We start from the raw sequence: 12,587 nt of genomic DNA, 5'->3' as shown, positions 1-12,587 counted from the left end.
TTAAATTTCAAAGTTGGGGTCGTCCTTCAGGACATGGATCTCGTCCATGTAGGGGCTCTGCTCCGGGTCCGTGAAGGGAGCTTCCTTGACGTACTTGTTCAGCTGGATGGCAGTACGGGCCGGGTCGGCAATGGTGCCGGCACCGCCGATGCAGCCGCCGGGGCAGCCCATGCCTTCGAGCAGGTAGCCGTTGTACTTGCCGGCCTTGGCCATCATCAGCAGCTTCTTGCACTCGGCCAGGCCCTGTGCAGATGCGATCTTGACCTCCATGTCGGGGTTCCACTCCTTGATCTTGTCGGCAACGGCCTTGGCCACGCCGCCGGACTGTGCAAAGCCGCGGCCAGCGGAAGAAGCGGAGCAGAGGGCTGCTTCGTTCTCATCGACCTCCAGCAGGCTGGTGTCGATGTCCTTGGCCTCGATGATGCCGGCAAGCTCCTCAAAGGTCAGCACGAAGTCTACATCGCTGCGGACGGTGCGGCGGGAAGCCTCCAGCTTCTTGGCGGCGCAGGGTCCGATGAAGCACATGCGGGCGGTGGGGTCCTTCTGCTTCATCATACGGGCGGTGAAGACCATGGGGGTCATGGTCATGGAGATGTTCTTGGCCAGATCGGGGAAGGCGGTCTTAGCCATCATGCTCCAGGCCGGGCAGCAGGAGGTCGCCATGAAGTTCAACTCGGTAGGCACCTCTTTGAGGAAGTCGTGGGCCTCGTCCACGGTGCACAGGTCGGCACCGATGGCAACTTCGACCACGTCGTAGAAGCCAATGGCCTTCAGGGCTGCCTTGAGCTTGCCGGTGGAGGCCAGGCTGGGGAACTGGTTGATGAAGGCGGGAGCCACCAGAGCGTAGATGCGGTCGCCGCGGTTGAAGCCCTGGATCAGCTGGTAGATCTGGCCCTTGTCGGCAATGGCACCGAACGGGCAGTTGACCAGGCACTGGCCGCAGGAAACGCACTTGCTGTAGTCGATCTCAGCACGGCCCAGCTCGTCGGAGTGGATGGCACCCATGCCGCAGGCCGCAGCGCAGGGACGCTCGGTCTTGACGATGGCGTTGTAGGGGCAGACGCCGACGCAGCGGCCGCACTTGATGCACTTGTCCTGATCGATGATGGAACGGCCGCTCTCCCAGGTGATGGCCTTCTTGGGGCAGACCTCCATGCAGGGGTGTGCCAGACAGCCCTGGCACAGGTCGGAGACCTTGACCAGCTTTTCGGGGCAGCGGTTGCAGGCGAACTTGATGACGTTCACCAGCGGGGGATCGTAATACTTATCGGCGATGGAAGCATCTTCCAGACCGGAAACGACGCTGTTGTGCTCGTCCATGCGGCGGGTGGGCAGGCCCATGGCCAGGCGGACGCGCTCCTCAACGATGGCGCGCTCCAGGAAGATGTCCTTGCGCAGCTTGCCCTCCTCACCGGGGATGATGGTGTAAGGGATCTTGCGCATCAGGTGGTTGGCCTGCTCGCCCTTGACGTTGGCATAAGCCATCCGGGCCACCTCGGTGAACACCTGGCGGCGGATCTGGATGACCGTCGTGTTGATTCCTCTAAAGCTCATTCCAAACTCTCCTTGTACAGATACAAAACATCCCGCAGCGGCGCGGCTTTGCAACGCACCCTGCGGCTTTCTTTCCTGCGGGCCTGCTGGTACTGCGTCGCTGCAATCGGCGCACCGGCCCCAGGGTTCCATCCTCATTTTAACACAAAGACGTCTGCCTGAAAAGAGCAAACGCCAAAATATGTTAAAGAATTCTCAAATGGCAAAGATGAAGGATATTCAACCGAGAGATTCAGCAAAGTGCTGCCCGCACCCGCTCGCCGTCGTAGCTGCCCAGCCGGACGCGGACGATCTCGCCGCTTTTGCGGCCGGGGGCCGAGACCACCACCGGCACATACAGCCGGGTGTAGCCGGTGAAGAGCGTCTCGCTGAGGGCCGTTTCGAGAAGAACCTCGTCCTCCATGCCCTCATACGTCGTGAGCACGTCCCGGCGGAGTTCTTCGGCAAGGGCGTTCATGGTGCGGCTGCGCTCCTGCTTTTCCCGCTCATGGACCTGATCGGGGAAATCGTAGGCGGGGGTGCCGCTGCGGCGGGAGTAGGGGAAGACATGCACCTTGAGGAAACCGATCTGCTTCAGGAAGGCGCAGCTCTCCTCAAAGTCTTCCACTGTCTCACCGGGGAAGCCGCAGATGCAGTCGGTGGTGAAGCTGACGGGCCGGTCGCCGTAGGCGGCGCGGATGTCGGCCACGACCTGGGCGTACTGCTCGGCGGTGTAGACGCGGCGCATCCGGCGCAGGGTGGCCGTGCAGCCGCTCTGCAGGCTCAGGTGGAACTGGGGGCAGAGCTTGTCCACTGCGGCAAGCCGGGCGATGAACTCCGGCGTGAGCATGTCGGGGTCCAGGCTGCCCAGGCGGATGCGCTCGATGCCCTCGATCTGGGCGCACTTCTCCACCAGTTCCACGAGGTTGGTGCCGGTGTCGAGGCCGTAGCTGGGCAGGGAGATGGCACTGAGCACGACCTCCCGGTAGCCGGAAGCGGCCAGCTGGCGCAGCTCGTTCAGGATGCTGGCCTCGGCGCGGCTGCGCACCGGGCCGCGGGCGCGGGGGATGACGCAGTAGGCGCACTGGCGGTTGCAGCCGTCCTCTACTTTAATGAACGCGCGCGTGTGCGTCTCGAACCGCTCCACGGGCAGCTCCTCGAACAGCTCGCCGCGCTTGTGGGGGGTGACGGCGACGATCCGCTCGTGGCCGTCCAGCAGCTTGAGCACATTGTCGAGGATGGCCTTACGGTCGCCGTTGCCGCAGACGAGGTCTGCTTCCAGAAAATTCGCGGCCTCTTCGGGGAAGGCCTGGGGGTAGCAGCCGGTGAGCACCGTCACGGCGCCGGGGTTCTCGCGCTTGGCCCGGCGGAGCCACTTGCGGCTCTTCTGGTCGCCGAAGTTGGTCACGGTGCAGCTGTTGACCACAAAGACGTCGGCCTCTTCGCCTTCCGGCACGATAGTGAAGCCGGCCCCCCGGAACATCTGTTCCAGGGCCCCGGTCTCGTTCAGATTGACCTTGCAGCCAAGGGTATAAAAACAAACTCGCATGAGGGGATATCCTTTCTATGAGGAACAAAACCCTCTCAGTCTCGCTTCGCTCGCCAGCTCCCCCAAAGTGGGAGCCTTTGGCACACCGGGAAACCTGTGCTGTTCGCATGGGCCTGATTTGTCAGAACGCAGTGGGCCCTGTCTTCATTGCCAGCAGATGCTGGCCTCTGTCGCGGAGCCCGGACATGTTCGATCCAATAAAAGCCTTGTTCGTTCAGCAGTTTCAAAACCGGCCTGCCAATGGCTCTCCCTTCGGGAGAGCTGTCAAAGCCGACAGGCTTTGACTGAGAGGGTGAGTTCATTTGCAAATAACAGAAACCATCTAATTATAGCAGATTTTTCCCCGTGAGAAAAGAGCATCCCACCCGAATTTTTTGCATAGAATGCAACCAGAGAGTTTACTGCGGGGAGGTACGAGGAATGGAACGGAAAAATCTGGCCCTGCTCTGTGCGGGGGTGCTCTGTTTCTGGCTGTTTGCGCTGGCGTTCGGGTCGGCGCAGGGCGCGGGGCTGCGGGCGGTGAAAACGGAAGCCCCGGCACAGGCCGCTGCGGCGGATGCCCCGGCTGCACAGACCGCCGCCCCGGCAGACAGTCTGTCGCTGCCCTGCCGCGCCGCCGTCCTCATCGAACCGGCGAGCGGCCGGGTGCTCTATGAGAAGAACGCCGACGAGCGGGTGCCCATCGCGTCCATCACCAAGCTGATGACCCTGCTTCTCACCTTTGAAGCCGTCCACGGTGGAAAACTCACGCTGGACACGCCGGTGCCGGTCAGCGAACATGCCTACCACATGGGCGGGAGCCAGATCTGGCTCGAACCGGGGGAGCAGTTCACGCTGGATGAGATGCTGCGGGCCATCTGCGTTTCCTCTGCCAACGACGCTGCGGTGGCCGTGGCGGAACTGGTGGGCGGGAGCGAACCGGTCTTTGTGGAACAGATGAACGCCCGCGCCGCTGAACTAGGGCTGCAAAATACCTCGTTCCGGAACGCCTGCGGGCTGGACGCCGAGGGGCATCTTTCCACCGCGCGGGATGTGGCGGCGCTGAGCTGCTACATCCTGAACACCTGCCCGGAGATCCTGCATTATACGGGGATCTGGACCGACAGCCTGCGCAACGGCCAGACCCAGCTTGTGAACACGAACAAGCTGCTCAAGCGGTACAGCGGCATCACCGGGCTCAAGACCGGCACCACCGGCGGGGCAGGGGTCTGCATCTCGGCCAGCGCCACGCGGGACGGGCTGACCCTCATCGCGGTCATCCTGGGTGCGCCGTCCAGCGCCGAGCGGTTCCAGGCCGCGACGGCCCTGCTGGACTATGGGTTCGCAGCCTATGCGGCCGTTCCGGTGCCGCAGCTGCCGGACCGCCCGCTGGAGCTGACCGTAAAGGGAAGCACGGAACAGACGGTGCCGCTGGATTACAGCGCCCTGCCCCAGACCGTGCTGCTGGAAAAGGGGGCCGGGGCCGACCTGCGCACCGAGCTGACCCTGCCCGAAACACTGGAAGCGCCCGTGGAGCGGGGGCAGACGGTGGGCACGGCCGCAGTTTATGCAGGCGAAACACTGCTGGCCGAGGCCGAGGTGAAGTCTGCTGCGGATGCGCCGCGGCTGACCTTTGGCGGCGCAATGGAGCTGCTGTGGCAGAGCCTGCTGGGCGCATGAAGCGCAAAAGAAACACAACAGCGCCCAAAAGCGGTTCGCTTCGGCAAATCGGGTTTGGCGGGGCTGAACAAAAGATGTCGGGACGACCAAAAGAACACTATTAAAATTGTATGAAATCCTGAGATTTTGGCCTTGACTTTGCGGCGTTGGAACGGTACACTTATACCAAGATAAACCCTCGCAGGGCAACGTGCCCGGCAAAATGTTTGGAGGTTCTGAGAGAATGAGTGTCGTTCTGAATACAAAGCACCTCTCCGGTTTTATCAACGAAGAGGAATACAAGGCCATCTACCCCCAGGTGGAGGCCGCACACCGGCAGCTGGAAGCCAAGAATGGCCCCGGCAATGACTTCCTGGGCTGGATGTATCTGCCCCGCGATTACGACAAGGAAGAGTTCGCCCGCATCAAGGAAGCAGCGCAGAAGATCCGTGAGGACTCCGAAGTGCTGGTCGTGGCCGGCATCGGCGGCAGCTATCTGGGTGCCCGCGCTGTGATCGAGGCCGTCAAGGGCCTGTACCACAACGAGATCGAGAACGGCCTGAAGATCTACTTCTGCGGCAACAGCATCAGCCCCACCTACCTGAACGATATCATCGCTCTGTGCAAGGGGAAGAAGTTCTCCATCAACGTCATCTCCAAGTCCGGCACCACCACCGAGACCAGCCTGGCCTTCCGTGTGCTGCGCAAGCTGCTGGAAGACGAGATGGGCGTGGAAGAGGCCAACAAGCGCATCTATGCCACCACCGATCGCGCCAAGGGCACCCTGAAGCAGCTGGCGGACGCACAGGGCTGGCCCACCTTCGTCGTCCCCGACGACGTCGGCGGCCGCTACTCCGTCCTTTCCGCTGTGGGCCTGCTGCCCATCGCCGCTGCCGGGATCGACATCGACGAGCTGATGAAGGGCGCTGCCGACGCCATGGAGCGCTTCTCCGTCCTGGGCGAGGACAACGACGCTTACAAGTACGCCGCCATCCGCAACATCCTGTACCGCAAGGGCAAGGCTGTGGAGATCCTGGAGTGCTATGAGCCGAACTTCACCCTGATGAACGAGTGGTACAAGCAGCTGTTCGGCGAGAGCGAAGGCAAGGACAACAAGGGCCTGTTCCCCGCAAGCTGCATCTTCTCCACCGACCTGCACTCCATGGGTCAGTTCATCCAGGAGGGTGCCCGCCTCATGTTTGAGACCATCGTCGATGTCAAAAAGCCTGCACAGGATCTCTTCATCGAGAAGCTGGAGGGCAACTTCGACGGCCTGAACTTCCTGGCCGACCAGAACATGAGCGTGGTCAACCACAAGGCGATGGAAGGCACCATCCTTGCCCACACCGACGGCGGTGTGCCGGAGGTCGTGATCGAGGTGGATGACCTGACTGCTTATAATGTGGGTTATCTGATCTACTTCTTCTGGCGTGCCTGCGCCTGCAGCGGCTACCTGCTGAGTGTCAACCCCTTCAACCAGCCGGGTGTTGAGAGCTACAAGAAGAACATGTTCGCACTGCTGGGCAAGCCGGGTTACGAGAACCTGACCGCCGAGCTGGAAGCAAAGCTGAAGTAAGCTGGAAAATAAATGATCTCCCGCCGCAAGGCGTGGAAAATACAGGAGGACAGAACTATGATTAAACTGATTGTTGGTGCGAAGGGCTCCGGTAAGACCAAAGCAATGATCGACATGATCAATGATTCGGTCAAGACCTCCAAGGGCAACGTCGTCGTTGTCGAAAAGGGCATGAAGCTCACCTATGACATCGCTCCTGCTGCTCGCCTGATCGATCTGGACGAGTACAAGGTCTCCGGCGGCGAGATGCTGTATGGTTTTGTCGCAGGCCTGATGGCAAGCAACTACGATATCACCGATCTGTACATCGACGGCATCCTGAAGGTGCTGAACCACGACATCAACCGCCTGGGCGTGGTGCTGGACGAGATCGCTGCCATCGCCGGTGATTCCGTCCGCGTCGTCGTCACCGTCAGCGCAGACGAAGCTGAGCTGCCCCACAACGTCAAGAAGTACCTGTGATTTTCTGAACGGAAACCATCCAAGCGGGCAGGAAACCGGAAAATTTGAAATTTTTTCGGTTTTCTGCCTGTTTTGGTGTTGACAAAGGAACGCTTTGGCGCTATACTAACAAAGCAGCCTTTTATGAGGTGTACTATGCAATTTGACCTGAGAAAGTTTATCGCGACCGGCACGAAGCCCTACCACGCAGAGTTTCCCTGTGATTTGTCTGCCAGGAATTTTGCCGGCGCAAGGATCGAACAGCCTGTGACCGCCTGCTTTGATGCAGAAACGGACGGCGACGAAGTCCGGATGACACTGCGGGCAAAAGCATTGGTGCACGGAGAGTGCGCCCGCTGCCTGGACCCGGTCGAACGGGAAGAGGCGGTCGAAGCGGAGTGGACGGCAAAGGAGCGAGATCTGGACGACCCGGATTTCGATCTTCCGCTGGACGAAAAAGGCCATCTGGATGTGGACGAATGGCTGGCCCAGGAGTTCCTGTTCCAGATCCCGACGGTGCTGCTGTGCAGCCCGGACTGCGCGGGGTTATGCCCTCGCTGCGGCAAGAAGAAGGCAGAGTGTGTCTGCCCGCCAGAGGAAGAGGAGACCGCTCCCGCTGACGCAAGGCTCGCGATCCTCAAATCACTGCTGAACTGAGAAACCCATCAAGGAGGTGCAAAAATATGGCAGTACCTAAGAGACATCTTTCCAAGGCCCGCCGCGACAAGCGTCGCAGCAATGTTTGGAAGCTGGAGGCCCCTGCACTGGTCAAGTGCAGCAACTGTGGCTCTCTGAAGCTCCCCCACCAGGCATGTGGCAACTGCGGTTACTACAAGGGCGAGGAAGTCATCAAGAAGGCCTAATTTGCGCAAAATTGGTGGCACATTGGTGTTATGTTGAGAAGGGGATGGCGCAATGCCTTCCCCTTCTTCTTTTGTCCAACCCTCTCAGTCGCTTCGCGCCAGCTCCCCCAAAGTGGGAGCCATTGGCAGTCGGATGAAGTCTGATGGAACTGAATTGAGACGAACGTACGGAAAATTTGTGATTCGGTCGTTTGGCCGGAAGCAGAAAAGGCAGGTGAAGCGGAATGGCGATCAAGATCGAGCGCGTTGAAGAGGGGAGCGAAGCCCAGGCGCTGGGCCTGCAGCCCGGCGACGAGCTGCTGAGCGTGGACGACAATGAACTGAATGACACGCTGGACTATGATTTTTATACCGACAGCAGGAGCTTTCACCTGAAGGCAAAGGTGGCGGACGGCATCCGGGAATGGGATGTCAGCCGGGAGGAGCGCGGCCCCTTTGGCTGCGATTTCCACACCTACCTCGGCGACGAGAAGCACACCTGCTCCAACCACTGCATGTTCTGCTTCATCGACCAGATGCCCCCCGGTATGCGCGAGAGCCTTTACTTCAAGGACGACGACGAGCGCCTGTCCTTTCTGTTCGGCAACTATATCACCATGACGAACATGCAGGACCATGAGATCGACCGCATCATCAAGATGCATATCTCGCCGATCAACATTTCGGTCCACACCACCAACCCCCAGCTCCGCGTCCGGATGCTGGCCAACCGGCGCGGCGGCGAGGTGCTTCAATACCTGCCCCGCCTGGTGCAGGGCGGCATCGCCATCAACTGCCAGCTGGTGCTCTGCCGGGGCATCAACGACGGCGACGAGCTGCGCCGCACCCTGACCGACTTGCTGGAACTGACCCCCATGGTGCAGAGCATAGCCGCCGTGCCCTGCGGCGTGACGGACTACCGCAAGAACCTCTACCCGCAGGTGCCCTACGACGCCGAGACGAGCGCTGCTGTCATCGACATTCTGGAAGCGTTCGGCGACGAGTGCAAGCGCCGCCACGGCAAGCGGATCATCTACCCCAGCGACGAGTGGTATCTCAAGGCAGGGCGGCCCATCCCGCCGCCGGAGTTCTATGAAGACTACGACCAGCTGGAAAACGGCGTGGGCATGATGAGCCTGTTCCGCGAAGAGTTTCTGGCCGAGCTGGAAAAGCCTCACCGCATCTACGGCACCAAGCAGCTGGATGTGGTCACGGGCACCATGGCATCCCCCCTCATCTGTGAGATGATGGACGAGCTTCACCGCCAGTACCCGATGATCGAGGTCACGGTCCACACCATCCAGAACAAGTTCTTTGGCGGCAATGTCGGCGTGGCCGGTCTTGTGACGGCCACCGACATCATCGCCCAGTGCGAGGGCCGCCTGAAGAGCGGGACGCTGGGCATCCCGGCCGTCATGCTGCGGGAAGAGAAGGATACCTTCCTGGACGATGTGACCATTGCGCAGCTGGGCGAGCGGCTGGGCGTCAAGGTAGAGGTGCTGCCCGTCAGCGGCGGCGACGAAGCCCGCGCCCTGCTCCGCAGCGGCCTGCATATTTCGAGAAGAAGACATTGAGATAAGAGATAAGAGACTACTCTGAAAGGAGGAACCCCCATGAGCAAACCGATCGTAGCAGTCGTGGGCCGCCCCAACGTGGGCAAATCCACCCTGTTCAATAAACTGTGCGGCCAGCGTCTGGCCATCGTCGAGGATACCCCCGGCATCACCCGCGACCGCATCTTTGCCAACTGCGAGTGGAACGGCCACGATTTCCTGCTGGTGGACACCGGCGGCATCGAGCCGAAGGCCACCGAGGGCATCCTGGCCCACATGCGGGAGCAGGCACAGATCGCCATCGACACCGCCGACTGCATCATCATGGTGGTGGATGTCCGCAACGGCCTGACCGCCGCCGACGAGGACGTGGCCCACATGCTCCGCCGCAGCCACAAGCCGGTCATCCTGGCCGTCAACAAGTGCGACAATGTCGGCGAGGCTCCCATGGAGCTGTACGAGTTCTACAACCTGGGTTTTGAGGAAGTCATGCCCATCTCGTCCGTCCACGGCCACGGCACCGGCGACCTGCTGGATGCCGTCTGCGCCCATCTGGATTTCAGCGAGACCGTGGTGGAGGAGGACCGCATCCCGGTCGCCATCATTGGCCGCCCCAACGTGGGCAAGTCCAGCCTGACCAACCGCATCCTGGGCGAGAACCGGATGATCGTGGCCAACGAGGCCGGCACTACCCGCGACGCCATCGACACCCCTGTGGACAACGCCTACGGCAAGTTCATCTTCACCGACACCGCCGGTCTGCGCAAGCGCAGCAACATCACCGACGGACTGGAACGGTATATGGTCGTGCGCGCGCTGGCAGCCGTTGAGCGCAGCCGCGTGGCCCTCATCCTCGTGGACGCCACCGTCGGCTTCACTGAGCAGGACAGCAAGGTGGCCGGTTACGCCCACGATCAGGGCAAGGCCTGCATCATCGTCGTCAACAAGTGGGACGCCGTGGAGGGCAAGGAGACCAACACCATGGAGCTCCAGCGCCGCGGCTATGCCGAGTGCTTCAGCTTCATGGGCTATGCTCCGATCATCTTCATCTCCGCACAGACGGGCTATAACGTCAACAAGCTGATGCAGCTCATCCGCGATGTGGACGCCCAGAACGGTGCCCGCGTGCCCACCGGCGTGTTGAACGAGATGCTGGCCCGCGCCACCGCCCGGATGCAGCCGCCCAGCGACAAGGGCCGCCGCCTGAAGATCTTCTATCTGACCCAGGCCTCCACCCGTCCGCCGACGTTCGTGGCCTTCGTCAACTCCAAGCAGCTGTTCCACTTCAGCTATCAGCGCTACCTCATCAACCAGATCCGCGAGAACTTTGGTCTGGAGCACACGCCCATCCGGCTGGTCATCCGCGAGCGCGGCACCGGCTCGGTCGGTGCAAAAGATGTGTAAGGGGGCAGACTGTTGATGATGACGATCCTGATCGTCCTCGCTGCTGCGGCGCAGGCATACCTGCTGGGCAGCATCGACACCGGCATCCTGGTCAGTAAGTACCTCTACCACGATGACGTCCGCAACTACGGCAGCGGTGCCGCCGGCATGACCAATATGCTGCGCACCTTTGGCAAAAAAGCCGCAGCTCTGACCGCTGCGGGAGATGTGCTCAAGGGCGTGGCGGCGGTCTGCATCGGCCGGTGGCTGTTTGGCTTCCTGCCCGAAAACGCAGCCGTTTCGCCCTACCTCGGCGTTTATCTGACCGCCATCCTGGCCGTGGTCGGCCACCTGAAGCCTCTCTACTTTGGCTTCAAGGGCGGCAAGGGTGTGCTGGTGGCGGGCGGTGCCATTCTGGCCATCCAGCCCATTCTGCTGCCCTTTCTGGCGGCGATCTTCCTGCTCTGCCTGCTGCCCACCGGCATGGTTTCGCTGGGCAGCATCGTCATGGCCGCCTCCTACCCGGTGCTGACCCTCCTCTACGGCCTGCTCAGGGGGCTGGCCGTGGGCGACCTCGTCGTCTGCGTGGCCGGTGCGGCCATCATGGGCGGCATGGTCATCTATATGCACCGTGCCAACATCCAGCGCATCCGCGCAGGGCAGGAGTACCGCTTCGGCCGGAAACACAAAAAATAAAAAAACTTGAAAAAAGAAGTTGACAAATCTCTCCATTGCTGGTATAATAACTCACGTCGCAAGACACGAAACCAAACATGTGGGGGATTAGCTCAGCTGGGAGAGCGCTTGCATGGCATGCAAGAGGTCAGCGGTTCGATCCCGCTATTCTCCACCAAAAAAGCACTGTACTTCGTAGGAAGTATGGTGCTTTTCTTTTTGCCGAAGCCGATTTTTGGGGGCTGCATTGCTTCGCCTGCACCGTTTTCAGGCTTTTGCAGGCGGTCGAGTTACGCCCCCGCGATTTCGCGCTATGCAACAAAAGAGAGGCATCTTCGTCTGGATACAGCACAGACGGAAACGCCTCTCTTTTCGTTTTTTGGACGATATTATTCGTAGTCAATGGGCAGGGTGGGCAGGCCGTTGAGCTCCAGCCCGGCGGTGTGCCCGGCGATGTACTGATAGTAGCCCTGGGCGGCGATCATTGCGCCGTTGTCGCCGCAGAACTTGAGCTCCGGCAGGTAGACTTTGGCACCCAGCTTCTGTGCGCCGTCGTTGACGAGCTGGCGCAGCCGGCCATTGGCTGCGACGCCGCCCGCCAGGCAGACCTGCTTCGCCCCGGTGTCGGCTGCGGCCAGGAGCAGTTTTTCGGCCAGGATGCCTGCGATGCGCTCCTGAAAGCTGGCGGCAAGGTCGGGTACGTTGACTTCCTCGCCCTTCATCTGGGCCTTGTTCACCTCGTTCAGCACAGCGGTCTTCAGGCCGGAGAAGCTGACGTTGTATTTGCCGTCCACATGGGGCACCGGCAGGCGGTAGGCCTTGGGGTCGCCGGTCTTGGCGGCGTTGGCAACGCTCGGCCCGCCGGGGTAGGGCAGACCCAGTGTTCGCGCCACCTTGTCAAAGGCTTCGCCCGCCGCATCGTCCACGGTGTGGCCGAGGATGTGGTAGTGGGTGTAGTCCTGCACTTCCACGATGTGGCTGTGGCCGCCGGAGGCCACCAGGCAGAGGAAGGGCGGCTTGAGTTCCGGATGGGTGAGGTAGAGCGCCGCGATGTGGCCGCGCAGATGATGCACCGGTACCAGCGGCTTGTTGGCCGAGTAGGCCAGCCCTTTGGCGAAGTTCACGCCCACGAGCACGGCCCCGATGAGGCCGGGCGCAAAGGTGACGGCCACGGCGTCCACATCGTCGATGGTCTTGCCGGCATCCAGCAGGGCCTTTTTCACGGTGGCGCTGATGAACTCGCAGTGGCGGCGGCTGGCGATCTCCGGCACGACGCCGCCATACAGCGCCTGTTCTTTTACGCTGGTGGAGATGACGTTGCTCAGCAGGTGCCGGCCATCCTCCACCAGGGCTGCGGCGGTCTCGTCGCAGGTGGATTCGATTCCTAAAACAATCAT

Annotated in this window: 11 protein-coding genes and 1 tRNA gene; 9 read left to right on the top strand and 3 right to left on the bottom strand. The window is 61.2% G+C overall.

Annotation, left to right across the window (positions count from 1 at the left end; all coding sequences use genetic code 11):
- Positions 1–1,554: a 4Fe-4S dicluster domain-containing protein gene (locus J3350_RS02280; RefSeq protein ID WP_097792697.1), complete on the bottom strand. Its 1,554-nt coding sequence runs from the start codon at positions 1,552–1,554 to the stop codon at positions 1–3.
- Between the two features lie 232 nt (positions 1,555–1,786).
- Positions 1,787–3,082, bottom strand: coding sequence for a tRNA (N(6)-L-threonylcarbamoyladenosine(37)-C(2))-methylthiotransferase MtaB (mtaB, locus tag J3350_RS02275; RefSeq protein WP_207685539.1), 1,296 nt, complete (start codon positions 3,080–3,082; stop codon positions 1,787–1,789).
- Between the two features lie 420 nt (positions 3,083–3,502).
- On the opposite strand from mtaB, the gene J3350_RS02270 reads away from it, so the two are divergent.
- The 9 genes from J3350_RS02270 (at position 3,503) to J3350_RS02230 (ending at position 11,368) form a co-directional block, all read left to right on the top strand.
- Positions 3,503–4,741: a D-alanyl-D-alanine carboxypeptidase family protein gene (locus J3350_RS02270; protein ID WP_207685538.1), complete on the top strand. Its 1,239-nt coding sequence runs from the start codon at positions 3,503–3,505 to the stop codon at positions 4,739–4,741.
- A 223-nt stretch (positions 4,742–4,964) separates the two neighbouring features.
- Entirely contained in the window at positions 4,965–6,296 is a 1,332-nt protein-coding gene (locus J3350_RS02265) for a glucose-6-phosphate isomerase (RefSeq protein WP_207685537.1), read from the top strand.
- 57 nt (positions 6,297–6,353) lie between these two features.
- Positions 6,354–6,758 carry an ATP-binding protein gene (locus J3350_RS02260; protein WP_097792693.1) on the top strand — a complete coding sequence of 135 codons (405 nt, stop codon included), beginning with the start codon at positions 6,354–6,356 and terminating at the stop codon, positions 6,756–6,758.
- Positions 6,759–6,893: 135 nt separating this feature from the next.
- A complete protein-coding gene (locus tag J3350_RS02255) occupies positions 6,894–7,394 on the top strand; it encodes a DUF177 domain-containing protein (protein WP_207685536.1) in 501 nt (166 codons plus the stop codon).
- A 26-nt stretch (positions 7,395–7,420) separates the two neighbouring features.
- The gene (rpmF, locus tag J3350_RS02250; RefSeq protein WP_005920250.1) at positions 7,421–7,600 is read left to right on the top strand and encodes a 50S ribosomal protein L32; all 180 of its coding nucleotides are present in this window, start codon (positions 7,421–7,423) and stop codon (positions 7,598–7,600) included.
- A 224-nt stretch (positions 7,601–7,824) separates the two neighbouring features.
- Positions 7,825–9,153: a DUF512 domain-containing protein gene (locus J3350_RS02245; RefSeq protein WP_207685535.1), complete on the top strand. Its 1,329-nt coding sequence runs from the start codon at positions 7,825–7,827 to the stop codon at positions 9,151–9,153.
- A 39-nt stretch (positions 9,154–9,192) separates the two neighbouring features.
- Positions 9,193–10,536 (top strand): ribosome biogenesis GTPase Der, encoded by a 1,344-nt coding sequence (gene der / locus J3350_RS02240; RefSeq protein ID WP_097792690.1) that lies wholly within the window; start codon positions 9,193–9,195, stop codon positions 10,534–10,536.
- A 15-nt stretch (positions 10,537–10,551) separates the two neighbouring features.
- Positions 10,552–11,211, top strand: coding sequence for a glycerol-3-phosphate 1-O-acyltransferase PlsY (gene plsY, locus J3350_RS02235; RefSeq protein ID WP_207685534.1), 660 nt, complete (start codon positions 10,552–10,554; stop codon positions 11,209–11,211).
- A gap of 81 nt (positions 11,212–11,292) precedes the next feature.
- Positions 11,293–11,368, top strand: a tRNA-Ala gene (locus J3350_RS02230).
- A gap of 211 nt (positions 11,369–11,579) precedes the next feature.
- Here the strand turns inward: J3350_RS02230 and tsaD are convergent.
- Positions 11,580–12,587, bottom strand: coding sequence for a tRNA (adenosine(37)-N6)-threonylcarbamoyltransferase complex transferase subunit TsaD (gene tsaD / locus J3350_RS02225; RefSeq protein WP_097792682.1), 1,008 nt, complete (start codon positions 12,585–12,587; stop codon positions 11,580–11,582).

Source organism: Faecalibacterium sp. Marseille-Q3530 (genome assembly GCF_017377625.1).
Classification (GTDB): domain Bacteria; phylum Bacillota; class Clostridia; order Oscillospirales; family Ruminococcaceae; genus Faecalibacterium; species Faecalibacterium prausnitzii_E.
The sequence above is the reverse complement of the archived record's forward strand: the minus strand, read 5'-3'. Positions and strand labels throughout refer to the sequence as shown.

What these genes read in the sequence shown, in the direction of transcription:
- J3350_RS02280 (WP_097792697.1), bottom strand. Translation starts at nt 1,554, where the DNA reads ATGAGCTTTAGAGGAATCAACACGACGGTCATCCAGATCCGCCGCCAG.
- mtaB (WP_207685539.1), bottom strand. Translation starts at nt 3,082, where the DNA reads ATGCGAGTTTGTTTTTATACCCTTGGCTGCAAGGTCAATCTGAACGAG.
- J3350_RS02270 (WP_207685538.1), top strand. Translation starts at nt 3,503, where the DNA reads ATGGAACGGAAAAATCTGGCCCTGCTCTGTGCGGGGGTGCTCTGTTTC.
- J3350_RS02265 (WP_207685537.1), top strand. Translation starts at nt 4,965, where the DNA reads ATGAGTGTCGTTCTGAATACAAAGCACCTCTCCGGTTTTATCAACGAA.
- J3350_RS02260 (WP_097792693.1), top strand. Translation starts at nt 6,354, where the DNA reads ATGATTAAACTGATTGTTGGTGCGAAGGGCTCCGGTAAGACCAAAGCA.
- J3350_RS02255 (WP_207685536.1), top strand. Translation starts at nt 6,894, where the DNA reads ATGCAATTTGACCTGAGAAAGTTTATCGCGACCGGCACGAAGCCCTAC.
- rpmF (WP_005920250.1), top strand. Translation starts at nt 7,421, where the DNA reads ATGGCAGTACCTAAGAGACATCTTTCCAAGGCCCGCCGCGACAAGCGT.
- J3350_RS02245 (WP_207685535.1), top strand. Translation starts at nt 7,825, where the DNA reads ATGGCGATCAAGATCGAGCGCGTTGAAGAGGGGAGCGAAGCCCAGGCG.
- der (WP_097792690.1), top strand. Translation starts at nt 9,193, where the DNA reads ATGAGCAAACCGATCGTAGCAGTCGTGGGCCGCCCCAACGTGGGCAAA.
- plsY (WP_207685534.1), top strand. Translation starts at nt 10,552, where the DNA reads ATGATGACGATCCTGATCGTCCTCGCTGCTGCGGCGCAGGCATACCTG.
- tsaD (WP_097792682.1), bottom strand. Translation starts at nt 12,587, where the DNA reads ATGATTGTTTTAGGAATCGAATCCACCTGCGACGAGACCGCCGCAGCC.